28 protein-coding genes are annotated in these 26,576 nt (G+C 37.7%); 26 read left to right on the top strand and 2 right to left on the bottom strand.

Features of this window, described 5'->3' with window-relative positions; translation table 11 throughout:
- Positions 1 to 79: 79 nt before the first annotated feature.
- Together MKX46_RS07315 and MKX46_RS07310 are read left to right on the top strand one after the other, a co-directional pair.
- Positions 80 to 1,021, top strand: coding sequence for an ADP-ribosylglycohydrolase family protein (locus MKX46_RS07315; protein ID WP_165149787.1), 942 nt, complete (start codon positions 80 to 82; stop codon positions 1,019 to 1,021).
- Between the two features lie 212 nt (positions 1,022 to 1,233).
- Positions 1,234 to 2,154, top strand: coding sequence for a hypothetical protein (locus MKX46_RS07310; protein WP_165149789.1), 921 nt, complete (start codon positions 1,234 to 1,236; stop codon positions 2,152 to 2,154).
- 43 nt (positions 2,155 to 2,197) lie between these two features.
- On the opposite strand, the gene MKX46_RS07305 is transcribed toward MKX46_RS07310, so the two are convergent.
- Positions 2,198 to 2,767, bottom strand: a complete 570-nt coding sequence (locus MKX46_RS07305; protein ID WP_069010531.1) for a TerD family protein — start codon at positions 2,765 to 2,767, stop codon at positions 2,198 to 2,200.
- A gap of 177 nt (positions 2,768 to 2,944) precedes the next feature.
- Between MKX46_RS07305 and MKX46_RS07300 the strand changes: the two genes are divergently transcribed.
- The 10 genes from MKX46_RS07300 (at position 2,945) to MKX46_RS07255 (ending at position 13,278) form a co-directional block, all read left to right on the top strand.
- A complete protein-coding gene (locus MKX46_RS07300) occupies positions 2,945 to 5,332 on the top strand; it encodes a polyprenyl synthetase family protein (RefSeq protein ID WP_341071042.1) in 2,388 nt (795 codons plus the stop codon).
- A 229-nt stretch (positions 5,333 to 5,561) separates the two neighbouring features.
- Positions 5,562 to 6,101 carry a CueP family metal-binding protein gene (locus MKX46_RS07295; protein ID WP_165149793.1) on the top strand — a complete coding sequence of 180 codons (540 nt, stop codon included), beginning with the start codon at positions 5,562 to 5,564 and terminating at the stop codon, positions 6,099 to 6,101.
- A gap of 284 nt (positions 6,102 to 6,385) precedes the next feature.
- Entirely contained in the window at positions 6,386 to 8,449 is a 2,064-nt protein-coding gene (locus MKX46_RS07290) for a methyl-accepting chemotaxis protein (protein ID WP_341071041.1), read from the top strand.
- A 154-nt stretch (positions 8,450 to 8,603) separates the two neighbouring features.
- Positions 8,604 to 8,984 carry an immunity 22 family protein gene (locus MKX46_RS07285; protein ID WP_341071040.1) on the top strand — a complete coding sequence of 127 codons (381 nt, stop codon included), beginning with the start codon at positions 8,604 to 8,606 and terminating at the stop codon, positions 8,982 to 8,984.
- A 194-nt stretch (positions 8,985 to 9,178) separates the two neighbouring features.
- Positions 9,179 to 9,325 carry a hypothetical protein gene (locus MKX46_RS07280; protein ID WP_230585172.1) on the top strand — a complete coding sequence of 49 codons (147 nt, stop codon included), beginning with the start codon at positions 9,179 to 9,181 and terminating at the stop codon, positions 9,323 to 9,325.
- Positions 9,322 to 9,576, top strand: coding sequence for a tyrosine-type recombinase/integrase (locus tag MKX46_RS07275; RefSeq protein WP_103049510.1), 255 nt, complete (start codon positions 9,322 to 9,324; stop codon positions 9,574 to 9,576). The genes MKX46_RS07280 and MKX46_RS07275 overlap by 4 nt, the downstream gene beginning before the upstream one ends.
- A 165-nt stretch (positions 9,577 to 9,741) precedes the next feature.
- Complete coding sequence (locus MKX46_RS07270) at positions 9,742 to 10,482, top strand: hypothetical protein (RefSeq protein ID WP_328800461.1); 741 nt, start codon at positions 9,742 to 9,744, stop codon at positions 10,480 to 10,482.
- Positions 10,483 to 10,647: 165 nt separating this feature from the next.
- Complete coding sequence (locus MKX46_RS07265; RefSeq protein WP_330720662.1) at positions 10,648 to 11,295, top strand: hypothetical protein; 648 nt, start codon at positions 10,648 to 10,650, stop codon at positions 11,293 to 11,295.
- A 138-nt stretch (positions 11,296 to 11,433) separates the two neighbouring features.
- The gene (locus MKX46_RS07260) at positions 11,434 to 12,123 is read left to right on the top strand and encodes a hypothetical protein (RefSeq protein ID WP_341071039.1); all 690 of its coding nucleotides are present in this window, start codon (positions 11,434 to 11,436) and stop codon (positions 12,121 to 12,123) included.
- 174 nt (positions 12,124 to 12,297) lie between these two features.
- A complete protein-coding gene (locus tag MKX46_RS07255) occupies positions 12,298 to 13,278 on the top strand; it encodes a hypothetical protein (protein WP_328800458.1) in 981 nt (326 codons plus the stop codon).
- Positions 13,279 to 13,466: 188 nt separating this feature from the next.
- On the opposite strand, the gene MKX46_RS07250 is transcribed toward MKX46_RS07255, so the two are convergent.
- The gene (locus MKX46_RS07250) at positions 13,467 to 13,754 is read right to left on the bottom strand and encodes a DUF6809 family protein (RefSeq protein ID WP_029515468.1); all 288 of its coding nucleotides are present in this window, start codon (positions 13,752 to 13,754) and stop codon (positions 13,467 to 13,469) included.
- Between the two features lie 153 nt (positions 13,755 to 13,907).
- On the opposite strand from MKX46_RS07250, the gene MKX46_RS07245 reads away from it, so the two are divergent.
- The 14 genes from MKX46_RS07245 (at position 13,908) to MKX46_RS07185 (ending at position 26,575) form a co-directional block, all read left to right on the top strand.
- Positions 13,908 to 14,132, top strand: coding sequence for a helix-turn-helix domain-containing protein (locus MKX46_RS07245; RefSeq protein WP_029515467.1), 225 nt, complete (start codon positions 13,908 to 13,910; stop codon positions 14,130 to 14,132).
- A 311-nt stretch (positions 14,133 to 14,443) separates the two neighbouring features.
- Positions 14,444 to 15,421, top strand: a complete 978-nt coding sequence (locus tag MKX46_RS07240; RefSeq protein WP_330720664.1) for an HNH endonuclease — start codon at positions 14,444 to 14,446, stop codon at positions 15,419 to 15,421.
- 326 nt (positions 15,422 to 15,747) lie between these two features.
- Complete coding sequence (locus MKX46_RS07235) at positions 15,748 to 16,413, top strand: hypothetical protein (RefSeq protein WP_029515465.1); 666 nt, start codon at positions 15,748 to 15,750, stop codon at positions 16,411 to 16,413.
- 275 nt (positions 16,414 to 16,688) lie between these two features.
- Positions 16,689 to 17,531, top strand: coding sequence for a hypothetical protein (locus MKX46_RS07230; RefSeq protein ID WP_029515464.1), 843 nt, complete (start codon positions 16,689 to 16,691; stop codon positions 17,529 to 17,531).
- Positions 17,532 to 17,860: 329 nt separating this feature from the next.
- Positions 17,861 to 18,547, top strand: coding sequence for a hypothetical protein (locus MKX46_RS07225; protein WP_341071038.1), 687 nt, complete (start codon positions 17,861 to 17,863; stop codon positions 18,545 to 18,547).
- Between the two features lie 207 nt (positions 18,548 to 18,754).
- A complete protein-coding gene (locus MKX46_RS07220; RefSeq protein ID WP_322252197.1) occupies positions 18,755 to 19,285 on the top strand; it encodes a hypothetical protein in 531 nt (176 codons plus the stop codon).
- Positions 19,286 to 19,567: 282 nt separating this feature from the next.
- Positions 19,568 to 20,974 (top strand): hypothetical protein, encoded by a 1,407-nt coding sequence (locus MKX46_RS07215; RefSeq protein ID WP_330720666.1) that lies wholly within the window; start codon positions 19,568 to 19,570, stop codon positions 20,972 to 20,974.
- Positions 20,975 to 21,256: 282 nt separating this feature from the next.
- The gene (locus MKX46_RS07210; RefSeq protein WP_044788072.1) at positions 21,257 to 21,652 is read left to right on the top strand and encodes a contact-dependent growth inhibition system immunity protein; all 396 of its coding nucleotides are present in this window, start codon (positions 21,257 to 21,259) and stop codon (positions 21,650 to 21,652) included.
- A gap of 148 nt (positions 21,653 to 21,800) precedes the next feature.
- A complete protein-coding gene (locus MKX46_RS07205; RefSeq protein WP_328800451.1) occupies positions 21,801 to 22,034 on the top strand; it encodes a hypothetical protein in 234 nt (77 codons plus the stop codon).
- Between the two features lie 838 nt (positions 22,035 to 22,872).
- On the top strand, positions 22,873 to 23,169 hold the full coding sequence (locus MKX46_RS25555) for a DUF2569 family protein (protein ID WP_445671743.1): 297 nt from the start codon (positions 22,873 to 22,875) through the stop codon (positions 23,167 to 23,169).
- Between the two features lie 216 nt (positions 23,170 to 23,385).
- Positions 23,386 to 24,024 (top strand): hypothetical protein, encoded by a 639-nt coding sequence (locus tag MKX46_RS07200; RefSeq protein ID WP_013372315.1) that lies wholly within the window; start codon positions 23,386 to 23,388, stop codon positions 24,022 to 24,024.
- Between the two features lie 180 nt (positions 24,025 to 24,204).
- Positions 24,205 to 24,447: a hypothetical protein gene (locus tag MKX46_RS07195; protein WP_013372314.1), complete on the top strand. Its 243-nt coding sequence runs from the start codon at positions 24,205 to 24,207 to the stop codon at positions 24,445 to 24,447.
- Positions 24,448 to 24,825, top strand: a complete 378-nt coding sequence (locus tag MKX46_RS07190; RefSeq protein WP_341071037.1) for a retropepsin-like aspartic protease — start codon at positions 24,448 to 24,450, stop codon at positions 24,823 to 24,825.
- A 709-nt stretch (positions 24,826 to 25,534) separates the two neighbouring features.
- Complete coding sequence (locus MKX46_RS07185) at positions 25,535 to 26,575, top strand: ABC transporter substrate-binding protein (RefSeq protein WP_069010396.1); 1,041 nt, start codon at positions 25,535 to 25,537, stop codon at positions 26,573 to 26,575.
- Position 26,576 lies beyond the last annotated feature (1 nt).

Genomic DNA, 26,576 nt, shown 5'->3' with positions numbered 1-26,576 from the left:
GTTACCGGATTTTCTTCCTTCCAGTGATATGGAAATATATGCATTAGCTATAACAATTATTAAAGGAGTGTACATCAAAATGGCACTGATCAAGGATCGTTTTTATGGAAGTCTCGCTGGACTGGCCGTGGGTGATGCTTTGGGAACCACTGTGGAATTCAGCAGTCCAGGTACATTTGAACCTGTAACGGATATCGTGGGCGGCGGTGTCTTTGGGTTAAAGCCGGGGCAGTGGACCGACGATACGTCTATGGCACTTTGTTTAGCCGAGAGTATGGTGCAAAAAGATAGCTTTGATCCAGCGGACCAAATGCGTCGCTACACCAATTGGTATCACCTGGGATATATGAGCAGCACGGGAACGTGCTTTGATATCGGCGGTGCGACGAGAGCAGCATTGCATCGCTTCGAGGCCACTGGAGAGCCGTACAGTGGGTCCGTTGACCCCATGACTGCTGGTAATGGCTCGATCATGAGGCTTGCACCTGTTGCCATGGCCTATGCGAACCGTCCGGAAGAGGCCGTGATGTACGCCGAACTGAGCTCGCGAACCACCCATGGAGCAGTCGAAAGTGTGGAGGCCTGTGCTGTGCTTGCTTCAATCCTTGTGGCAGGTCTGCGGGGAGCGGACAAAGAATCCATGTTATCAGCCGACATCTGCTATAAGTGGCGGCGGCAGGAACAGCCAGCTTATTCGGCAGCCATTGAAGAAATCATTCAGGGATCTTACAAGGATAAGGAGCCGCCCGAAATACAGGGAACCGGCTATGTCATTCGTTCCCTTGAGGCTGCGCTGTGGGCATTTCACCATTCGACTTCGTTTGAAGAGGGGGCACTGCTGGCCGTAAATCTGGGGGATGACGCCGATACGACCGGGGCGGTGTATGGGCAAATTGCAGGAGCTTATTACGGGCTAAGCGGTATCCCGAATCACTGGCGTGAGAAGCTGGCGATGAAGGATATGATCGATGAGCTGACTGAGGCTTTATGGCAGAAGGCCGACAAGGGCCAGACACTTTAAGAGGGACATCTATAAAGATCAAGCTGGGTTGCTTTTATTATGAGCAGAACCCGGCTTTTTTTGTTCCCAATATTTTTGCCGATGCCTCATCTCTTGGGATCACTATCCATATCGCCATACTTCCGCCCTCCTCAGTAGCATGTTGTTATGACAAAATGAAGTCCAGTACAAATCATACTTCACTTTACTGATCTTTCAGAGGAGGAACTACATTGTCACATCTAAATAAACAGCTTCATTCATTTGTTGATATTTCCAACTATACTAAAGGGTTTGAGATTGTTTCAACCCAATTTGGCCCTGATGGGCGCGTGTATATTTTGCTAATTGATAAAATCCCAGAACGAGTACGAGGGATGTTCCCGCCTGCCTCTCTTAAAGAGAGACGTACTTACAAGATACTCATTATAGACGATCATATTGAAGAAGTGTATGTGGAGGGACAGCAGTTTAACTATCATTATGTACAGCCTCTACATCATCATCTACTGCTCGTCGGAGCGCGTTGTCATTATTATGGAACCGGCCAATATGATTTAAATGGTAAAATTATTGATTATGAAGGCCGTACCATAAATGAACTACTGCTTGGAGACGGTATCCAGAGTGTTCAGGTTACAGGGGAAGGTACGATCTGGACCAGTTATTTTGATGAAGGTATATTTGGGAATTATGGTTGGAATGAGCCTGTGGGGTCCTCCGGCCTTGTCGCCTGGAATAAAGAAGGACACAAAATATATGAAAACCAAGCGGCAGACATTCATGATTGCTATGCTTTGAACGTGGTCAGCGAACAGGAAATCTGGTTTTATTACTATTCAGACTTTTCGTTAGGGCGTATTTCCGGTAGCGACCGTACGAATATTACGTTTATGAATCCGAGCATTTCCGGCTGCTCCGGGGTGGCTACAGATGGGTATCACTTTTTGTTCGATGGCGGGTATGGAAAGAACGGACAATATGTCTTGAAAAAGAATGTGAAGCCAGGCAACTTAAGCAAAGGACAACACATTCGATTTTTAAATGACGATCAAGAGTTCCTTCAGCCGCACGAACAGGATTTCAGAAAAGACCGCCTGCTGCTCCGAGAAGGTTCTCTGCTGTATCAGGTGACTATAGGAGAGTTAGCGTAAAAACCCACGTCAGACGTGGGTTTTTCTTTAACACCAAAAATGCTTATTCATACGTTTTTACAAGCTCATTCAGGGAGGTAATGGTGCTTCCTTCTCCAATAGCACCGAATTTCCACTCCCCTCCATAGCGGTATACTTCACCTACACGGATACTACACATCCCTTTATAGTCCTCTGTCAAGTTGTATCGGAGAATCTCTTCATCTTGGGACGCATCCAATACTCGAATATAAGCATTGTTCACCATACTGAAATCTTTACGTCTACCAAAGCTGAAAAAACGGAATATATTCACAATAAATACGACTCTATGCACTTCCGGTGGTAGTTGCTGGAGGGAGACGGTAATGACTTCATCATCACCGTCGCCATGTCCTGTCAAGTTGTCACCACTATGTACGACGGCCCCACAAGGGCTATTTTTGTTTCCGAAATATACTAGATTTTTCGTCTGGGTCAGCTTGCCGTTCTCATTAAGAAGCAGCGCTGACGCATCAATATCCATGCTTCTACCCTTCATAGGGTCCCATCCAAGGCCTACTTTTAGCACGGATAAGTATGGATTATTTTTGGTTAGGTCTACCTTCTGTCCTTTAACTAGACTAATACTCAACGTTATGCCTCCCTATCATTATTTTCGTTCTACTCTGAAATTGTAGCATATATATAGAAGGATATAATCTATTCGTAACTTCACAGACTTTATTCCGTATAAAGATAAAAACATGATCCAAATTCGTTCCCTCAGGGAGAAATGCAACCATGTTTAACAAAATGAGAAGTTGAGGTAATGCATCATATGAATGAAAAATTTCAAGCCGATACAGGATATCAGCTGGCTGAACAGAAGGCGCTTCAGTATTTTGCATCACTCTATAATCAGGTCAAGAATAAAACTTATGTGACCTCTCTTACAGAAGATATCCATATATGGAAAAGGAATCATATCCATTCTTCTTCATGGTTATCCTTCTTTTCGCGGAATAAGAGAAAGCCGGATACCCGGGATTACTACAGATATATTCAATGGCTGAGTTACACAGGGAAACTGGATGATTATCTGAAGCGGAGTGTCTCTTATATTTACATGAGGGATCTAGGCAAGGCTCTAGATTCTGTCGACACACAGACCCGGATTCAGCGCGTCATTGCTGACGTAAAAAGATATTTGCTTCAACCCACCCATGCTAACAGGAGAGATCAAGCGGAGTTTATGAATTTAGCCGGGGTGTATCGGTGGTCTCAAAAGGAAGGGATCGAAACCACTGTAATCTGGCTAATCAACAAGCTTAACTCTGTAGCTTCTCATATTCCTGAGGAAATGGATGCAGAGCATGCCCAGCGCAAACTGATTAAAATCATCATTGGGGTTATTCTGCATGTGATGGAAGAAATGGACGAAGCCGTGTCACCTGTTGAACGTTCGCGCAGACTGGATAAAGCCATCAGGCTTGGGTATTCCTATGGGTTGACTTATCCTTTTATTGATGATCTGCTCGATTCTCAGCTGTTGACCGTTCAAGAGAAAGAACAATATTCCCATATGATACGTACCGCGCTTCTTACCGGATCTGTGCCAGAACTGGGCGACTGGTCCGGCGATCATATGAAGTTCATTCGCTATATCCATTCGGAGCTCTCGGATGCTTTTGAGTATATTAAGGCACATCAGCGGCCAGACACACAGCAAACCTTTTTCGAGCAGTCCTATGTTTTCTTTCATTCTCAAGATATCGACCGGGATAAGGATCTAACACGAGCTAATTACACCAATGAAGAGCTTTATATACCCGTTATTTTAAAATCTGCTTCTTCCCGTTTGATTGTCCGTTCCGTGATTAGTGCTCCTGAGGATGGAGGGTTTGAGCAACGAACATTCTATTATGGTATCTATAACCAGCTTGCTGATGATTTTGCAGATATGGCCGACGATATGAGGGACGGTGCGGTAACACCCTATACCTATTATTTAAAATATCATCATCAAAGATCGGATTTGATCAATCCCTTCGAACTATACTGGGCGGTCATTTCGAATTTGATCCATAACGTATATGACTCGGATGCTATGGCTCGCGAGGTGATACTGGACCGTGCAATAAATGGACTCAAACGTTATAAAGAACGGGTAGGTGCAGAAAAGTACAATGAAATAATGGAGATTTTTGCATCTGGAAATCCTGAATTTAATCGTCTCATTCAGAAGATGGTAGGCAAAGCAGAGGATGTAGATTTCTTCGATAAGCTGCTTCGGGATCAGATGATTACTCAACTGAAAAATGATTCGAAGGAAAAAGAAGACTTTATGAATACGATCAAAACCGTCCGTGATCAGATTAACAACCAATTGAAAATTACCAAGCCTTCTGGGATTGAGGCCATGAAAGAACAGCTTATTGATGCTGCCAATTATAGTCTTGAGGGGGATGGGAAAAGGATACGCCCTATATTGACCTGGGTCATGGGTGTGAACGAATATGGCTTAGACGCATCGGCAATCGTGCCTCTTCTAAGATCATTGGAATATATGCATACAGCCTCCCTGATTTTTGATGATTTGCCTTCCCAGGATAACGCGTCTACCCGTAGAGGGCGTCAGACATTACATCAGGTGCACAATAGCGCTACTGCGGAATTAACCGGACTATATCTGATCCAGAAGGCTATCGGGGAACAATCGTCACTGAACCAATTCAATGCTGAGACTGTACTTGCCTTGATACAATATTCGGCTCGTAAGGCAGAGGATATGTGTATGGGGCAGGCGATGGATCTGGATTCCAAAGGAAAGGCTTTGACATTGGAACAGCTGAATATGATGTGCTTTTACAAAACAGGAGTGGCGTTCGAGGCTTGTCTCGTTATGCCAGCCATGCTCGCACAGGCCGAGGAGCTGGAGATTGCTGCTTTGCAGAAATTTGCCTATCATATGGGAATTGCTTTTCAGATTAAAGATGATTTGCTTGATGTGGAAGGAGATACGCTGTTACTTGGAAAACCTGTGGGACAGGATTCAGATAACAATAACTCGAATTTCGTGTCCATCCTTGGTTACGAAGGTGCCAGTAAAGAAATGTGGGAGCACTACTGCCTTGCCATGGAAGCATTAAAAGAGGTACCCCGCAATATCGCTTTTCTGAAGCACTTAATGAATTATATTGTGAACCGGGATCGTTAAAAAGAATTGTGCCCCATAGCTCCATAGGAGTGGTGGGGTGTTTGTACGTTGAGACAGTAGAGTTGCTCATACTTCCTTGCCCCTCTTTGGTGATCATCTAATGTAACGCAGATACGTCTGGATAAACAAGCAAAGATGTGAATATCTGGTGACTTCAGTACCGTATTTTGTCCGTTACGGCGCGTTCTACATTATAATGTTTAAAAACGGACAAGGAGATGAACTCCAGATGAAAAAAGGAATCTTGGTCGCTTCAGGGTTGGTTGTTGCGGCATTGGGCACGTACCTGATTGCAGGAAATATGCAGAAAGAAGGAGCGGACAAGCTCGGGACAACAGATATCAAGCAATTGGTGCATGATTTCAGCGCAGGCAAGGGAACAGGTCAATCCGCTTCCATTAATTCCAGTCAGTTAATTGTTAATGGAGACAATGCCCAACCCATAACTTATAATTTGCCTGACAACGAGTTTTTTGTTTCGATTGCGCCATATGTAGAAGAGACCCACCCTTGTGCAACTCATAGTCTAACCGGCTGCCAAGGCGAAATAAAAAACGGAGAATTCAATGTGACCGTTCACGACTCCGAAGGGAATGTCATCATGGAGAATGCTGCCATGAAATCACAACCCAATGGTTTTATTGATCTATGGCTGCCGAGGGATAAAACCTACCGCATTAGCGTCAATCATGAAGGTAAAACGGCTGAAACTGAATTCTCTACATATGAGAAAAACGATACGTGTATCACAACGATGCAGCTAGGCTAATGATAGAGAATAATGGGGTTGAGCTTACTGATCGCTCGTACACTTTAAGTCCACATAACCCTGCGTTCATACATAGCTTTTAGTAAAGAGCCTACGTCTGACGGAGGCTCTTTGTGCTGCCCTAATCTTTTGCTGGAGTTGCGGAACAGGTTAGGTGGGAATCTATGAGGAATCAGATAGCAAAACCTTAAATTGTGTATACTAAAAACCTATTCAAACAGCTGCGAATTTCCGACATATTATCTAAGAGCTTTTTGCTCAATATTTCTCGGGGAGATGGCAGCATGTCACAAAATATGAAGAAGCGCGAATTCAGATCATCCAGCATCGCGAACACATTGGCCATGGTCTTGTTAGTTATTATCGTTGTCGTCTTTGCAATCTTGGGGACGTTCATGTTTGCAAGCACGCGAAGCATACTTGTCAAGCAGCAAGAGGCCATGCTCCAGACCAAGACGCAGGCCATCGTTAGTCAATTCGATGCGTTGTTTAAGGAAAAGGGCTCACTTGTCCAGCAAATGTCAACGAACAACACTTTTAAGCAATATTTAGAAACCACCCCATCGGCAGAAATGGTGAAAACTTCTCCTTATGCTGCGGAAACAGTAGCGACTTTGGCAGCCATTGTAAAGGCAGAGCCATCTTTTGCCGACGCCTGGATTGCAGGAATATCTGGTAAAGGCTTCTTTCTTCAGAATGATGGTGTTGCTTCCAAACCGGATTTCGATATCCATACACGCCCGTACTTTAAACCGGCAGTTGAAGCAAACGGTTTATACTACTCAGAACCCTATAAGGACGTCAATTCGGGTAATGTGCTCATGGGCATTTTCTATCCGATCAAAGATAGCAGTAACCAATTAATCGGATTTGCTGCTGTCGATATTGCTTTCAAAGACATCCCTGCCGTTATGCAAAGCTATTCGCTTGGAAGCACAGGCTATTCAATTCTTGCATCCAAAACAGGTGATATTTTGTATCACCCCGATCAAAATAAAGTGCTGAAAGAAAAGATTAACGAAAGCACAGGTGATCTTGGGGAGATCGGAAAGAAGATGATTGCTGGTGAGTCCGGAGTACAGCTCATTAATGATAATGGGGAACGTCGTTATATCGGGTATGCAACCAGTAAAGACACGGGGTGGTCCGTAGGTGTAACTATTTCTGAACAAGAGGCGCTCGCAGAATTAAAAGCCTTTACCTGGATTACGATTGGCGGTTTTGCTGCAGCCACCATTCTGCTCGTTGTGATTTGTTATATAACGCTCCGCTATCTGTTGAGATCAATCCCGAAATTGCTTGCCAAAATCAAGCTGATTGAAAATGGAGATTTGACCGTTCCGTTTGATACGCATTCCAACAACGAAATCGGGCAAATTTCTCAAGGGGTTCACAATATGGTTCAAAAAATTCAAGGCATGCTCCAAATGGTAGGCGGCTCAGCTCAAGTCTTGAATCAGTCTTCAAATGATTTGCAATCCATTTCTTCCAGAACCGCAATCACGATGAACGATACTGCGACAGCAATTAATGAAATAGCCAATGCAACGAACTACCAATCCATCGAAACGGATAACATTTTACAAAAAACCGGAGCCTTATCCGGCCAAATTGACGAAATTGCCAATGATACGAAAGCCATCGAATCGATGGTGCAAACCTCTGCCGAACAAAGCGGACAAGGGCTTGCAGTAGTAGATCAGCTATCCAAATGGGCGGAAGAAAATCACAATTCTACCCAAGCGATGTCGGCCATCATTCAGGATATCGATCTGAGCCGTCATGAGATTTCGGGGATCGTGGATACGGTCAACCAAATTGCAACACAGACCAACCTACTGGCGCTCAATGCTTCTATTGAAGCTGCGCGTGCAGGAGAACAGGGCAAAGGGTTTGCTGTGGTTGCCGGGGAGGTTCGCAAGCTGGCTGAGCAGACGGCACTAGCGACACAGGAAATCTACAAGAAGGTCCGTGTGATTGAAGAAAAAACCAGTGTATCGGTTGAGCATACCGTTCATGGTCTGAAAATTGCAGAAGAAAATGCCAGATCGGTAGAGGACACGAAGCAGGTGTTCTTTAGCATTAACAAGGATTTGGAAGATTTGAAATTACGAATGATCCAGATCAGCACCAACACCTCCAAAGTCCACAAGCACAAAGATGAGATTTTGCAGGCGCTGGAGATCATCTCTTCCACCACCGAAGAGAATTCCGCTTCAACCGAAGAGGTCAGCGCTAGCACGCAGGAACAATTGGAGAGCTTCGAACAGGTTGCTGAACTCTCCAAACAATTAAACCAATTGTCCACTAAGCTGCAAGACGAATTAAAACAGTTTAAGGTTGAGTAACAAGGCTAGGCATGATTTTGACTAAATATACAGCAAAGCCCGCGTTCAGCGGGCTTTTTAGCTTCAACAGCTGTTGTGGGGTAGAGGGCATGGTAGCTGGTGCGGGATACAGATAGACCATACGTATAAACTGAAATATTAGCGGGGTGAAGATATGAATTGCTTTGAAAAAAATATGGTGTCCGTCTGGTACGGTCACTTTGCCTCTGAAGATGAGTTGTTTGAATATGTTGAGATCAAATACCCGGAAGATGAGAATGAGAATATTTTTAGCGGTTTTTTAAATGATCATAAAATAGATGATTTTGACGAAGATTTTGCTGAAGGAGTCTTTCTGGTTGATGGGTCAGATGATGGTATAAAAGATGTTTCCTATGTTGATTCTTTTTTATCTCCACTATTACATGATTTGAGTAAAGTAGATGGTAAATATAATTCGTTGTTCTTTATATATGATTGTAATACAAGCGGTTTATCTGAAAAAAATGGCGAGGAACCACGCTTTTTAGCCGCATATCCTTATTCAAAAGATTAACGGTTACACTATTTTTTTGTCTTCGGAGTCTCATTCCAAGTAATTATGATAATGAAAATTGAACTTAAAGGATCAATAATTTGATCCGAAAGAATCAGGGCCTTAAGGTGAATTTACATCTTAAGTCCCTTTTTTTGTGTGAAAATAGATTTCCAATTTTTTGAACGGCTGATATACTAAGGAGACAAGCGAGCATGAAGATTACCTACTTTATCGGAAGAAGCAAGAAGGATCGTCAAGCGTTGCTCTCAAAAGCGGCTTTTGCGGTGGTCGAGCAGTACATAGGGGTGGAGAGCCAGAAGACTGGCTGTTTCCAGGGCAGAGGGAAGGCCGCCACTTGACGGAACGTTCAGCGCAGAAAGTATTTGATAAGACACTGGCTGAAGCGGGCATTCACAAACAGGTAAGTATTCATTCGCTAAGGCATTCTTTTGCGACCCTTTTGCTGGAGAATGGGATTGATCTTCGCTATATTCAGGAACTGCTAGGGCATCAGAGCGTGCGAACGACGGAGCGGTATACACATGTGAGCAGGCGGGACATTGGGCGGATTCAAAGTCCGTTGGATCGGATGAGCGGGCAGGAGGATTGAACCGCAGAAAGTGCGGGAATAGGGAGAAAAGTGCAGGATTCACGAAGTTCGTGAATATGACGAAGAGAGCATTCTTTCGGAAGTTCGTAAATAAGACGTTAAGCGAAAGTATGAGGAGGAATTCAACTGTTTTCAATTCAGATAAATGGACGATACAAATATCTAGTGAAAGTCATTAATAGAACAGTGGCCTTAATCTCTATAATTGTAAGTTTCTTCACTTTAACTCAGTACTTAAATATAGCTGTTGCTATTATGATCGTTTTTATAGGTTACTTAATAGAAAAAGTGATTTTTGTTTACAATATTGTACACATAAATCCGTTCCCTCAAAGGCTAAGAGAGAACCAAGCAGTTTCAATAGGATATGGTTATCTTGATGAAGAGATGAAAAAGCCATTTATTTACCTAGTATATAAAACCAAGACTGAAGCAATCGAACATTTTAAATATTTTGAGTCAATTGTTTTAGGAAAACTAAATGATGAAGATAACAACTTAGTATTAAGTATTGTTTTTGAAGATAAATCTCGGTATGGAATATATTTTTACCCAAGCCCTTATAGACTTTCAGCGTTAGAAACTAAAAGGAAATTCGAAAATTCTTTAGGGAAAAATGAAAAAGCCAATTTGAAAGTTATGTCGTATATCGATTTCTTACCAGCAATTTATACTGGCGATGGGGAACTGATGGAAATATTCAAAAAGTTTACGGAACAAACACCCATCGAACTTAATACTTGTTACTTTGCTAATGGAGAGATCATTACTGTAAGAAAAAAAGCTATTAAAAAATATCATATGAGAATAATGAATAGAAATGATTTGAATTTTTATACTGATGTTGAATCGAGAATTGATTGGTTTGATCCTCTTGAAGATAGGGATAAAATTATTAGTAATTAGTTGATATACCCAAAGTACCTTCGCTTAACATTATATTCCCGCATCGGGCAAACGCCCTCGGTCCGACAGAGGTATTTCAGGGAAGTAGAAGCAGCCGGACACATCCGACTACGTCGGACGTCGTGAATACGGAAACGTTATCTGAAAGACTAAAAGGAGAAAACAATGACAGATAAACTTCTAAAACTTTATAAAAAGGACTTAAGCTTGTTACACATAATGATGAAAAAAATAAAATGGCAAGGGTTTAATAGATCTATTATTGCCCTTATTTTAAGCATTATCTTAATTATTGCAATAAAGTACAATATAAAATCTGATTGGAGTAACGTATCCTTTGTCTCTTTAATAATTTGTATTGTTATACTTTTTAGAGACTTGATTTTAGAAAGAGATCGGATAATTAAATTTGATAATAAAGGGAAAAATTATTATCAAATTAGAATTGAGGGATTAAGAGCATTTTTGAGAAATGAAAGCATTGATACAGATCCTAAAAAGATAGATTTACTGATAAAGCTAGTAGAAAAGCAAGCTGAAGAACAGAAAGTTCCGTTCTTTGTAGGGAGGGGAATTCTTTTGACTATCCTTTTACCCATTGTTTCAACCACCTATACAAATATTTTAAATAAATATACTGATGATTTAACTACTGTTTTGACAATATTTGCGATAATTTCGGCAATTGTTTTACTTGCATTTATCTATGCTACTGTTTTTAGATTTATCTACGATGAGTTTATTAATGGAGATTATCAAAGATATAAGACCATAGCTAATGACTTACGAGAATTACATTTTAAATTAGTATAGTCCTTCAGATAACATAATATTCACGCATTGGACATTCGTCCTCGGTCCAGCATGAGCTGGACACCCAGCCTGCGCTGGGTCGTGAATACAGGAACGTTATCTGAAATAACTATAAAATCATAAAGAGGATTGAATTATATGTGGCCGAGTATTATCGGGTGGTCTTTGTCTGCCTTAATAGCAATTGTTGGTTGGTGGATAGCTATAACTAATTTAAATAAGCAGCATAGAAGAAATCTTGAATTAGATAAACAAAAGTTTGTTCGTGAAATGCAAATTAAAACTGCTGATGAAGCCATAAATTTACTTGCAAAATCAAGAGGCTCACTTGGAGAATTGAATTTATATTTAATTCTTTTGCCTGGTGATCTGCGAACAAAATACGCAGTGAATTTTGAAATTCATAATAGTCGTTGGGAAAAGCCAAATGAGCAAGTTTTAAAATTGTGGGAAAAATCCTCTAAGTCAATTCTTGAATTCACCTATTTTTTTGAATCGAGAGAAGTTGTACTTAATAAATTTGTAGGAATGAAGGACATATATTTAGAACAGCTAAGTGAAATAAGAGAAGTGATAGGTAGGTATAGTGAGTATTTAGGTGGGATTTATTATTCAAGATATTTAAACGGGATAGTGCTTTCAGAAGAAGAACTGATAGATTTTGAGAACAGAACGAAAGAATTTAACGAGTATATTTTTGATTTTTTAGGCTACGTACATGATTTTATCATCGAACTACAAAATGCTTTTTTGAGTGAGACATTTGAATATTCAATTCCTGTCAGACAACCAACAGACCCTAAATATAAGGTGCTAAAAGCGAAATAATAGATATGTGGGATTAATCAAGAAGAAAGTTACTTCAGATAACATAATATTCACGCTGTGGAAATACGTCCTTGGTCCGGCATTCGCCGGACACCCGACATGCGTCGGGTCGTGAATACAGGAACGTTAAGTGAAATTACTGTGAGCCAATAAATAATTCAGGGGGTGTTATAAATGAATTTTTCTGAAACAATAAATATTTTTGTGGAATCAAAACAAGAATATCGGATACAAGCACAAGGATATCAGAAAGATTTATTAGTTTTTTGGGATTTTTTAAAAACCAAAAATGTTGATGATGAATCATGGCCGTATTTTTTAGGAGGGGCTAACACAGAGCTAATTATAGGAAGTTTGAAATACTATATTAGAGAAAATAAGATCAATTCCATATCAACAGGAAACAGATTCATTTCAGTGCTGGTAGAATTTTTCCAATTTATTATTGATAAAGAGATTATACAAAATAAAGAGTTATATGCAGAAATGAATTCTCCCATCTATAGTACAAAATCATTTCGTGCTAGGATTAATTCATGGATTTCACAGAATCTCAAAGATAAAGAAAGTACAGTTATCTTCACTCAAACGGAAATAGTTAGACTAATAAATGATTGTGACGAGATACTTAACATGCGAATGATAAACGATGAAGAATTTGATAAGAAGATTGTTCCAGCGCTAATACTAAAATTAATTATACTAACCGGAGTCAAGTATAAGGTTATACGGAATCTTTCAATTAATGATTTGAATTTAAGGTACGGTACTATTGAGATAAATAAGTATGTAATTCACATGCCAATTAGTCTTATTGATCAGTTTGAATTGTATGTATCAATTAGGAGCGAGAAGACTGCTTCTGACTATCTCTTTATTCAAACAACAGGAGAACAACTTCCAGACAAAACTGGTAATACTGCTTACTTCTTAGGAAGCTTAACAATCAGAACAGACTTAACAGGGATTATTAAGTTTGCAATTATTGAGATGATTAATAAAGGCATTGGAGAAAGTATTATCAAAGAATTTACCGGAGTTGGGAAGACTGTCTTTGAAGATTGTTTGAATATAATCAATAAGGATATTCATAAGGATCGAAATGTATTTTTAGACTCACGAGTTCGTGAATTATTCTCTTATAACAATATGTAGAGTGAGGGCAATCCCAAAGAAGCAGTAACTTCACTTAACATAATATTCAAGCTGCGGCTCCTGTCGGAGCCTGGGTCTGTGGGAAGGTTTCGGAGAGGCATTTCAGCAGACAACCCTTCGGGTTCATGAATACAAAAACGTTAGACGACAGAATCAAAAACAATAGAAAAAGAGGGTCATATGGCCCTCTAAATACTAGAATTTTGCAATTCACTAAATAGTTGTAGAGCATCTTTGAAACCTTGTATGTAGATACTTCTTTCTAGGATGGATTGGAGAGAAATTTGGGCGTCTTCGTAAAGAAAAACCGTATGTTGAAGTTGATCGGGCAAAGCATCACGAAGCGTTTTGAAATATTGATCTGTCTCCGAAGAAAGCTGAGTGTACTCCTTATGACACTCCAGAAGCTCAGTATAGAGTAATTCTAAACGTATTCTTATAAGCGGCTCTGTTAATGATTCTAATGTATTAATCATATATTATTCCTCCTTTGATTAACTCTATAGAGTTATTATATAACCTTATAAAGTTAATTACAAGGTGAATATTTGACTTTATAGAGTTAAAACTTCGCTTTTCGTTGATGATTGCTAATTTGGAAGATAAGATAGAACTATGGAGGGGAAAAGATGAACGTAATCAAGTGCAATATACGAGAACTCATGGCACAACATCGAATAGATGATATAACAGAATTGATGGCGAAATCGGGCTTAAGTCGGAATTCAATCAACAAGTTGTATAGGGGAACGAATATAGAAACAACAAAGCTGGAAACCTTATTCAAACTATGCGATACATTTAACTGCAAATTATCAGATTTAATTGAGTATGTACCGAAAGAAAACCAATAGTGAAGGCAGATTCGAGAAGCAATTCGTATAACACAATATTCAGCGGCTCCTTTGGAGCCTTGATCAGCGAATTAGGATTTGGAGAGGTATTTCAGTAGACCACTCCATTGGGTACATGAATGCAGAAACGTTATCCGAAAGAACCGAGTAATTTTATTGTACATCAAAGTTCTGAGTACTCTGGTTTAGAGAAGCAGAGCAAAACAGATGTACGGTTTGCTGACTGCATGTATTACGTTAATTTTTTCCCCTAAAGCTAGCGAGGGCGCATGAATTACAACCTGAGAATATTTCATAAAGGAGCTAGGGTTATGATTTGGATAGAGATGTCAAAGGACGAAGTACATGGGGGAGGAGAATGGGGATTTACAAAATGCCTTTGGTCACCAGCATATAAAATAGTAGGGGATACCAGACGTATATGGGCATATTGGGATAGTTTAATGCGAGTAAAAGAAGGGGACATTATCTTACATTTAAGAGGAGACTCAAATTCTAAATTCATCGGACATTCAATTGCTGAAACAGATGGCTTTACCACAACACTAAGACCACCTGATCCTGGACCAAATTGGAGTTACGCTGATACTTTTTATAGAGTGAATTTGAAAAAATTTGAACCATTTGATCAGACAATCGAATTAAGTACACTTTTTACTCAAAAAGAAAATCAATTGATGTATTATTTCAATGTAAATAAAGCTAAGAGTTCAGACGAAAAGAAACTCTTATTTTATGTAATTCAAAACGGAAATTTACGTAGACAAAATGGGGCATATCTATCTGAAGTGGATTCAGAATTATACAACATTTTATTTAGTAACAGTAATATTAATACTACTGTTAGAGAAAGATTGGTAATTGATCAGTCCAATACATATGAAAGTCAAAAAACTCTGCCTATTAGAATAGGGCAAAGTAATTTTTCTAAAAATGTTCGCGATAATTTTAATCATATTTGTTGTTTTCCAAATTGTGAAGTTGCTGATAGCAGTTTTCTGATTGGAGCTCATATTGCTAGATGGTCTGATAATTCAGAATCAAGAGGAAATACATCTAATGGATTGTGCCTTTGCTTATTTCATGATAAAGCATTTGAAATTGGCTTATTTACTTTAGATGATAACTTATCTGTTTCTATAGATATTGAAAGACTATCTTATTATCATAGTCCAATAAATCAGATAATAGAATCTAATGGTCAAGCTATTAAAGATTCTAAAATACCAATAAATATTAAATATCTAAGGCATCATTGGGCTAGAATTGGATATAGACCATGGAAATAGCTTATCAATAAAGTTATGGGGTACATTTAATTGCAAATTATATGATCTGATTGAATATGTACCTGGAGAAAATCAATAGTGAGGGCAGAGTCTAGAAGCGATTCCGTCGTATAACATAATATTCAAGCTGCAGCTCCGTTGGAGCCTTGGTCTGCGGGACGGATTTCGAAGAGGCATTTCAGCAAACAACCCTTTTGGGGCTCATGAATACAGAAACGTTATCGGAAATTGTAACAAAGGATATAAATACTCAAAACTAATATGGACAACAAGAAAAAATACATGCATTTAGTGAAATATAGTAAGTTAAAGTGGAGGATAGAATATTGAGTGAATTTTTAAGTAAGACTGAAATGTATATTGAGAGAGCAAGATTTCAAGAATTAGTTCATAGAAATATTGGAGAAATGAATCTTGATAAAAATATCTTTAAAGGTGTAGCAAATTTTATATATTCAACGCTAATTATTGGTTTTTTCTTTTCTTGGGCAAGTGCATCAGATACAAGTAATATTTTTTTGTTTTTAAATAACGTCTTTGAAAGTAAACAAATAGTTGGTCAATTTTTTTATATTACATTCCATATATTATTTATGATTCCGATGATAGCGCTTCTCCTAGATATTCGTAATTCAAGACGTGCTGTAATTATTAATTCTTTAGCACATACAAATATATATAGGATATTTTATAGAGAATTTATTATTGGTAAGCTGACAAATAAGAAATATTCAGAATTGAGGATTGATGAAAAGAAAGAACTATTTCTTTCTAATCAAGGAAGAAAGGTAGAGTTTGAATATTATGAGTTTGAGAATTATATAACTGAAAGATTAAGTAAGCCAATATTCAATATTTCAGGTTTTTTTCCCTCAAGCTATGCAAATTTTATACTACTAAATGAATGTATTGATGGAACTTTAATAATGGAGCGTTATGGACATTTCGGAAAATACGGAGAATTAATTGATGAAAATTATCATTTGATGTAGAGGGGATATATGGATAATACTAATGTGATTGCATAATTTGTATCAAGATTCGATGAAGTTACGACTCCCGATAACATAATATTCACGCTGCGGGCATACGCCCTTGGTCCGGCATTCGCCGTACACCCGACATACGTCGGGTCGTGAATACAGGAACGTTATCGGAAATTCACTTTTAATGATAATCAACCTGTCTTATAAAGAATTAGTGAGACTAGTCCTTTAGCGAAGTATTGTTATAAATTTAAAAATATTAATATAGGAGGAAAAATAAAATGGAAGAAAAAGCTGTATGGGCAGAACCTGAAAATTTCATGATGGTATTCCGGTGTACAACCCAGAAATATGCTGAAAATTTTCTGAATAATGGAGAAATCAAATTTAGTACGCCAAGTTCATGGGTGAAGTACGCTTTTGAAAAAGGAGAAGGACGCGGAGATAAGTTAGAGGGTACAATGGCAACTTTTCATGTGCTTGATATTGAACGAGGAGTTGAATTAAATCAAAAATACGAAAAATACACTGACTTATTACGAGTTCCAATCGGAAAACATGTTTATTTAAAGAGTTCCCGTGACATGGAATTGCCATGCTTTTGCTTTTATATTTTAAAGCAAAGTATGTTTGATTGTCCTGAGGAAGAAGGAAAGCATAGATTAACAACAATGATACCAGACTCCTATTTCAAAGACTTTATGGACAACCTTGATCCAGAAGAAGTAGAGAAATTGGATGAAAAGGATAGACCTTCAGTTATTTTTATACATGACTATAAAGAGTTTGAAAAAAGAATTATTTCTTCTTTAATGGCATTGGGTCTAGAACGAGAAGAAATAATTGTATCACGCGTATCTTATTTTGATTTTGATAAATATGGTGAGTATGGGTGGTGGGATTTTGGGCAAAGGATGCCTAATGAATTGACTATAAAACATACAAGATTTGAGAATCAAAGTGAAGCTAGAATAATTATAAATACAGATAATAAAAAAGTTAAACAGATTTTAGAAAGACCTATTGAGATTGGTTCGTTGAAAGATATAGCGACAGTAAGCAATACTTATCTTCATGGCGGAATGTCAGTAGAGATAACAGTGGATGTAGAAGCATTAGAATAAGTAGTCGTAATGTATTTAGATAATGAATCTAACATATCATCATCTAAAAGCATTATGAAGTTTACTTTTTTATTAAAGTTATAATGCTAATTCACAGAAGAAATGAACATCCGATAACATAATATTCACGCTGTGAGCATTCGCTCTTGGTCCGGCATTCGCCGGACACCCAGCATACGCTGGGTCGTGAATACAGGAACGTTAACTGAAATCTCCGAAACCAACGAAAGACCTCTTTAATATTGTTGTTATTGTTAATGAATTAGTTCAAGTAAATAATTTAGTGCGAGTAAATAAAATCACTAAATTATGCAGAAAGGAAAATTACTGTGGAGATATTACAAGATGAAAAAATGATTACTAGAATTGCAGAGACTTTTTTACCCGTTTTACTAACAAACTTAATTCGTTCGGGTGAGCTTAATATAGATAAGATTGACGATTCTGAGTATAGAGCAGAAATTATAGAAAGAGGCATAGCATTAGTAGATGAACTTCAAATTCAGATGATCAATTATAGCGAATTTATTGAAGCTACCGAATCCGAAATAAAGTCAGAGAGATTTAAAAGTGCATTTATCATGGCAGGAACTTGTATAGAACATATCCTTAATCACTTTTATCGAGAGGTGCTTTCATTAAAGCAAGGACTCGAAGCAGATGAAATTACAAAAGCTATCACTGGACTCAAGATTCCAGACAAAATAGGATGGTTTTTTAAGTTGACAACGAGTGAGACGCTATCAGATAAAATGATTAATCAAGTACGAGAGATTATAAGTATTAGGAATAAAATTGTGCACTATCAAGCGCTTCCAGATGATATTAATTTTACTGGAGGAAGTAGTCATAAATTAGAGCTAATTATAAATGGATTTAATTTCAACGAACTTGTACCTTTTCTGAATGAATTTGACTCTACTCTAGAAGGAATATTAAATAATGTGATTCCGGAAATTGGTATTGGAAACGAAGTATTTGAAAAGTACTTTAAAAAGAATAAAACTCAGGATTAAGACCTAAGAAAATTTAAAAAAATGTTTGAAACCTTTATTAGTAATTTTGTGGATCTTTCAGGAAGTAGGAGACATCAGTTAACATAATATTCACGCTGCGGACATACGTCCTTGGTCTGGCATTCGCCAGACACTCAGCATACACTGAGTCGTGAATACAAAAGCGTTAAGTGAAATTCCGAGGCAAAATTGAAAGGAAGCTAAAGGATGATTAATGGAGATCAATTAAATCAATTTGAGACTGCAAAAAATTATCAAGAAGCCTTTCTGTCAACGAAAAGAGAGTGGGACAAAGGGAAGCGTGACTTGAGTATATGCTTGAATTTAGGTTTTATATCCTGGTATTTGAGTGTCGAATCTGGAAATACGTTTGTTACTCAGGGGCTTGATGATAACGATTATGAAATGATTGAATTGACATTAAACGAAATTACAGAAGAAGGGATACATAATTTCTCGAAAGAGACGCAGTTTTTATTGATTTTCGGTTATATGATCACTTTGTTTCCTCATCATTTTGGAGACTATGAGCATTGGGAAAGCATGGGGAAAAACATGCTGTCAAAAGCATACGAGTTGGAACCAAGTGATCCAATAATAGAAATGGTTTTTCTTGCGGACAGTATGAGAAGTGAAGGTTATAAAAATGCTTGTTTAAGAGCAAAAGAACATATTAAAGACAGATTTAAGAATAAAGGATTAATGGATAAATATTTTCAAGACGTATTTGATAGGTAATTCAGAGGAACATCACTTAACATAATATTCACGCTGCGGACATTCGTCCTAGGTCCGGCATTCGCCGACACCCAGCATGTGCTGGGTCGTGAATACAGGAACGTTATAGGAAATCAGCGCAAAAAAGCAAAATCAAAAGCAACTTCTTATATGCTAATTCAAGTAACGAGCGGATTTGCGTAAGAGCATTAAAGTATAAAAAATATTCCAAGTCCATTTTCGCAGTATTGTAAGTAATAAACACTATGTTATAAGAATTTATCCTGAAAGAAGTGATCTTAGTTGAGACCTATATCTCAAAACCAATTTGATTTGTATATGTTTTTTACTAGAAGTAGTCTAGCAGAATTTTTTAATGAAGAAATTGAGTGGTATATGAATGATTCAAAAACTCTGTGGAGTGTCATTTGTCTTGATAGACAAGATAAAAATTATACCGTGATTTTTTCTGCAAGGGACGAAAATAGACAAATCCGTTGTATTGATTTAAAGATTGATATAGAGAATATTGATCAGGCAAGAAATTATTTGTTTTCTTATTCAAAAGAACTTGAACAAACAGAAATAATGAATCCAGTAAACAAAAAAAATGTAGTAAAAGATTTGTTTGTTTCAAAAGTAAAAGCATCTAAACTTGATAGGTATTTCGATTTTATATCCAAAAGTGCAACGCACTCTGCTGCAAGGAATGTTATAAATGAGATTATGCCACATTTTTTCGATGTAGATGGTAACTTCATTGAACAATTTCAAACGCAAGGATTTGATTCTAGACTGTGGGAGTTGTATTTATTCTGTTATTTTAATGAAGAAGGTTTACTGATCGACCGAAGTCATTTTGCACCAGACTTTTTACTTAGTTCAAATGACATGATTGTTTCTTTAGAAGCCGTTATAGTAGCTAACAAAGACCCCGATAAACTGTGGGGTGAAAGACTTGATTTGGAAGGGATTTTAAACAAAAAAGATCTAATGCCTGCAAGGTGGGGAAGCGCACTATTTAGTAAACTAACCCATACAGATAAATCTGGAAGACACTATTGGGAATATTCACATACAAAAGAAAAGCCGTTTATTCTTGCTATCGCAGATTTTCATGAACCCTATTCAATGACTTGGAGTCAGAATTCGCTAATAACATATCTATATGGTTATAAGTATGATTTCTCGTATGATGAGAATGGAAAATTGATAATACACCCAATAAAAGTTGAAAAACATAGTAAAGGCGAAGGTCGTAACACGATTCCCTCCGGGTTCTTTTTCCAAGATAATTCTGAAAATATAAGTGCTGTATTACATTCATCCTGTGCAACAATTTCAAAATTTAGTCGAATAGGAAAGCAGTGTGGACTGGACGAAAACGATGTATTGATGCACAGAATTGGAAGTATGCATAACCCCGATCCTAATGCGTCTGAACCGAGTATGTTCGAATATACGGTTACAGAAGAAAATTCGGAAACATGGGCAGAAGGAGTAACTGTATTTCATAACCCAAATGCAAAGTATCCATTACCTTTGGACTTTTTTTTAAATGCAGCTCAATGCTATTTCAAAGATGAATACATCGTTACAGAGTGTATAAATCCTATAGTTTATTCTAATGTAACCTTACACGTTATTGAGGAAAGTAAATTGGAAAACTTAAAAAAATATTTAAGCGGAATAAATAGCATAAATAATTAAATGACTATTAAGAGTTAACACGATTAAATAATTATTTCGCTGCTCAAGCACGGTAATGGACACATGGCTGATACTGCTTTAAATCTATTAAATCTATACTCTAAAGTTGCACATTATAAGTTAACGGGTAGCGTTAGTTTATAATGTATGTAAATAATTCGAAGAAGGTGCTGACATCCTATAACATAATATTCACGCTGCGGACACCCGACATGCGTCGGGTCGTGAATACAGGAACGTTATGTGACATACCGGAAACCATTTATTTAAGAGGGTGAAGCCATGCAACAAGTAGATCTAACCAAAACCCTTGAAGAACTTGAAGGAAAATATTGGGGTGAACCGAATTTTGCTTCTTCATTAGTGATCCAAGTACATCGATTAAGGAAGAAACCTCTTTGTGAATTGAATAATGAAGATTTAAGACTTTTGATTGGGCAACAAATGAATCTAGATTTTCTTTTACCTCTAGCCTTAGAGCAATTAATACAGAACCCATTCGGATCAGGAGATTTATATATCGGAGATTTATTTTGTTCGATACTCAAAGTGGAGAAAGAATATTGGAAAGAACATAAAGAGTTGAAGAACGAATTGGATGAAGTGATTAGAACCTATGAAGAAGCGAGAAAGACATTAGAAGAGCACATAAGTAAATACAGAAGCGATCATTTGTAAGTAGATTCAAGAAGTCCGGTACACCACATAACATAATATTCACGCTGCGGGCATACGCCCTTGATCCGGCATTCGCCGGATACTCGACATGCGTCGAGTCGTAAATACAGGAACGTTAGTTGAAATTACTGCAAAGAGGAGAAGTCCTATGGAGTTGGAAAATATCATCAAAAAGATTCAAGAAGAAATCAATAAGACAGGATTTCCTCTTGAACTAAGAGTTTCGAAGCTTTTAAAAAATAGAGGGTACTTCGTAAATCATAGTGCCTATCACATTGATGAAGACGAAGGAAAGTCTAGAGAAATTGATATACTTTCGCACTTGAATAGAATCTTTAGGGACAAAAAAACAATCAAGATATATACGTTAGAAACGTTTTAGTTATTGAGTGCAAGAAAAGCGATAATAAACCTTGGGTATTCTTGGAGTCAGAAGTTGACGAATATGATGATCAGGATTTAGAGGAATTGTTTGTATGGAATTTCGAAAATACCAAGCCTTTTGGATTGATTTCAACAAACTATATTAAAGAAGTACATCCTTTTAAAAGTTATGATTACAGAGCTCGAAGTTTTTTTGAAGCCTTCAAAGGATCAGAGACAGGAGAGACGATATTCAAAGCTCTAACAGCGGCAGTAAAAACAAGCTTATATTATGGCAAAGAAAAAAAAAGGATGACATATGTATTTACTATCCGATGGTCATATTTGATGGGCGAATGTTTCAGGCAATATTAGATGATGCAGATAAAATTAACGTAAGTGAAATCAACTCTGTTTTGTTCACTTTTAAATACAAATCTTTGAATTATGAAAGAACCTTTACAATACGGTTTTTAAGAGAAAATTATGTTGAAGAGTTCTTAGAGAAGCTAGAACAAAGCTTAGAGGTTGCCACTAAGCAAGCAGAAATGATTAGAAATAGATTTAGTGATTTCGAGTAGAACAGTAACATCAACTAACATAATATTCACGCATCGGACATTCGTCCTCGGTCCAGCATTCGCCGGACACCCAGCATACGCTGGGTCGTGAATACAACAACGTTATCTGAAACCAATGCTCAATGCAAATAAAAGACAAAAATTAAGGAGCCAATAATGCAATTATCTCAGAATAGTATGAGTGGAATTAAAGGCTAGCTGCTTCTCTTTGTGATCTATTCTTTTTATCTACTTATAAGTAATTTAATAGGTCTTTATTTCAAATTTTATATTTATATGTTAGTTGGAACAATTGGTTGGAATCTTGCTAGAACTATTTCTGTCGGAATATATTTATTTTCTGAAGTCTTAATTATTGTTTCTCTAGTGCTTATATTGAAGAAGAAAAGGAAAGGACCGAATATAATAATTCAAATTGAAATAATCACTATAATATTTGGATTTTTGAACTTCATTCTCACAATTAACAAAATAGATGAACTTCCAAGTTTAATCTCTACAATTATTTTTGGATCAATATGGATTTTGTATTTTAAAAACTCAAAACGAGTCAAAGCAACATTTGAAAGTTAATCAAGAAGGCATTGGCATCAGATAACAAAATATTCACGCATCGGGCCATTCGGCCCTCGGTCCGGCAGAGACATTTTGGGGGAGTGGAAGCAGCCGGACAACCCTGCACTGGCTAAGTCCGTCGGACCCGGCGCGTTCGCTCCTTAAGCCAGTGAGGGTTCGTGAATACAAGAACGTTATGTGAAATCACCTAAATACTAAATTGGAGTTGATCTTATGGAATTTTCTGAGGTGATTGATTTTCTAAGTAATGATAATAGTTATTGGAGTTCTCGTGGACATGAAGAAATAGATATACCATTTGATGTTACGCCTTCAGAATACTTGTCCTTTGCTGAATTTGATTTAGAATCGGGAACTGAAAAACACAGTTTAATAAATGCTCTCTCAAATGCAAAGAGATCTCTTGACTGCCAAATTGATTGTTTGATGATTGCATTTGGTTTTTTTGGAAATTCAAAAAAATGGAATGTACCTAAGAAGATAGAGACTTTAAAAAACTTAGGAATTATTGCTCCTAGAATATTAAATAAAATAAATTCTGTAAGGAATTTAGTTGAACATGAATTTGTTGTTCCAAATAAAGAACAAGTGTCAGACTTTATAGATATTGTTGCACTATTCAATGCAAGTACAGAAAAACATATTTTTAATTTCCCGGGAGATAGTCAAATAGAACACGATTTAATAAAAGAAGTTTTTCTAGATATCAAGTTTAAACGTAACCAAAGAAACATAAAAATAGAAGTAAGAGAGAAAGGTGTAACAGATAGACAGATATTTAATATTGATTCAAGTCATGATAATTATATAATTTTTATGAAACATTATATTGAGAATTTTTCTAAATCGTGACGAATATAACTCGAAGATAAGTGACTTTACTTAAACAATATACTCACGCACCGGGCATGTAACCTCGGTCCGGCAGAGGCCAGACATCCCAGCATTCGCTAGGGTTGTGAATACAGGAACGTTAAGTGAAATTCTAATTAAATGATATAATGTAACCATAAAAGGACAGGAGGGATTAATGTGAAGTGGCAAGAAGTACAACAAATCTTCCCAAATCAATTTGTAAAGTTTGAAATTCTTCATTTCGAAGAGACAGAAAATAAAGAAATCATAGATGACGTCGCTGTGATTGGTCCTGTAAGTGACGAAGAAGCAACAAGAGAGTTGTTGAATAGCCGAGACAAAACCTTGGTTTATCATACTTCTAAGGACCAGGTCATTGTGAAGGTTCGGAAGAATGTTGGTTTAAGGAGAAATCTATAAATGAAAATTGAATTTATGGATGGGCTGTTGTTCACCGAAATAACAGTCCATTTTAATGGAGAAAAGAAAGTCATAAATAACATAGTTATTGACACAGGAGCAAGCCATACATTGATTTCACAGGATGAAGTAGATGATATTGGGATTCAGGTCGGGATGGATGACGAAATCATAACAAGTTACGGAATTGGAGGGAAAGAACACGCATTTTCCAAACGGATCAAGGGAATACAGGTAGGAGATTTTATTTTAAGAGATGTACTCATAGATTTTACTTCATTTAAATATCACAATGTCAACGGATTATTGGGATTAGACATATTGGTAAAAGGCAAATTCAATGTAGATCTAGAGAACTTTAAACTCTCTCGTTCATAAAGCCATTAAATTTAAAAAGGTTATTCAAAAAAAGGTTGAACTTCACTTAACATAATATTCACACTATGTTTCCGCTGGAACCTTGGTCTGCGGGATGAATTTCGGAGAGCCATTTCAGCAGACAACCCCTTCGGGGTTCATGAATACAAGAACGTTATAGGAGATACTTGATAAAAGGAGAAAGCAAAATGTTTTAGAAATATCTGCGGACGAAAGGGTATTAAAGATAGATGTTTCACCGAATATGGCTTATGAATCCAAAGGAACATTTTATGAGTTTCCACATTCAGAATTTAATGAAGAGCATCCACAAATTTATCATACAAACCTCTGTTGTAGTTTCAATGGAACAAATGGATATGGAATGTACATTGACGCAAGAGGTAGAAATCAATGAAAAGAAAAATATTCTTTTGAAGAAAATGAAGATCAAATAGTTGTTGCTAGATTAGAAATAACGGAACTCCCAAATGAATGGAAAGAAAAAATGGGAGATTCTTGGTTTTATTGGCTTGATACATTAGACGATGATTATGCAGTAATTAGTAAAAGAGCTGATAGAATTGTAAATGAAGATATAGCGGTTTACATGTCGCATTAGTCCGGCTGAAATGTCGCAAAAGTACATGGTAACGCGATGTGGAGATATATTATACTCGCCTTATATTTCGATAATGAAAATCATTATCATACATAAGGAGGATTCACCATGAATAAAGGAACAAAGAGGCAAGCTGCCGGAAGCATGGCACATGCTAACCATAAATCACGATTTTTAATGGGCTGGATGCTGGCCCTTGTTCTTGTACTGACGGCTTGCGGTGCCGGAGCAGGTACAAATGGCGGCAATGAGTCTGCTACAACTCCAACGGACACGCCTTCGAATGGAGCGTCTCAGACTGCCGGAGCCTTCCCGGTTACGATCTCGCATATGAAGGGTCAGTATACGCTTAACGAGAAACCAAAGAAAATTGCTGTGCTTGATGTCAAATTTCTGGATCAATTGCTAGCCGTTGGCGAGCAGCCGGCAGGCAGTGTTATCGCTGAAGGCAATACCACATTTCCGGAATATTTAGGCGATAAGCCGGGTGACGTACAGGTTTTAGGTACACGGGACAAGCCCAATCTGGAAGCGATTGTAGCATTGGACCCGGATCTTATTTTAATGACTGATTTTCAAGAGAAAGAGTATGAGAGTGTAAGCAAAATAGCACCCACAATCGTACTTGACTTCTACGAGGATTGGCGAGATACGTTAGCTACGGTGGCTGCGATCACAGGTAAGCAGGCAGAGGCAGAAACTGTGCGTAAGGCTTATGAGGACAAAATTGCAGGACTGAAGGAGAAGCTGTCGGAGAAGTTGGGAGAGGAAACGGTAGCACTTATTCGTCCGAGAAAAGAAGGCATTCGTGTTCATGGTCTTGAGCATCGAACAGGCGGCATTCTGTATGAGGATTTGGGCTTAAAAATGCCTGCATTAGTCCAGAAGATCAAAGATGATACCTCCGTTGAAATCTCGATGGAGAAAGTTCCTGAGATTGGTGCAGATCATTATTTTGTTCTGTCTGATGAGTTGTTTGCGGCAGAGGCAGAGGCTTTGGATAGCAGTTCAGTATGGAAATCCCTTGATGCAGTCAAAAATAACCGTGCATATGATGTTAATTCTACACTTTGGATCGCTTATTATGGCCCACTTGCAATTAATATTATTGTAGATCAGGCATCGGAAGCACTGTTGGGATCGAATTAAA

The sequence above is a fragment of the Paenibacillus sp. FSL P4-0113 genome (assembly GCF_038009305.1).
GTDB lineage: Bacteria > Bacillota > Bacilli > Paenibacillales > Paenibacillaceae > Paenibacillus > Paenibacillus polymyxa_D.
This window is presented reverse-complemented; position numbering and strand designations above follow the sequence as displayed.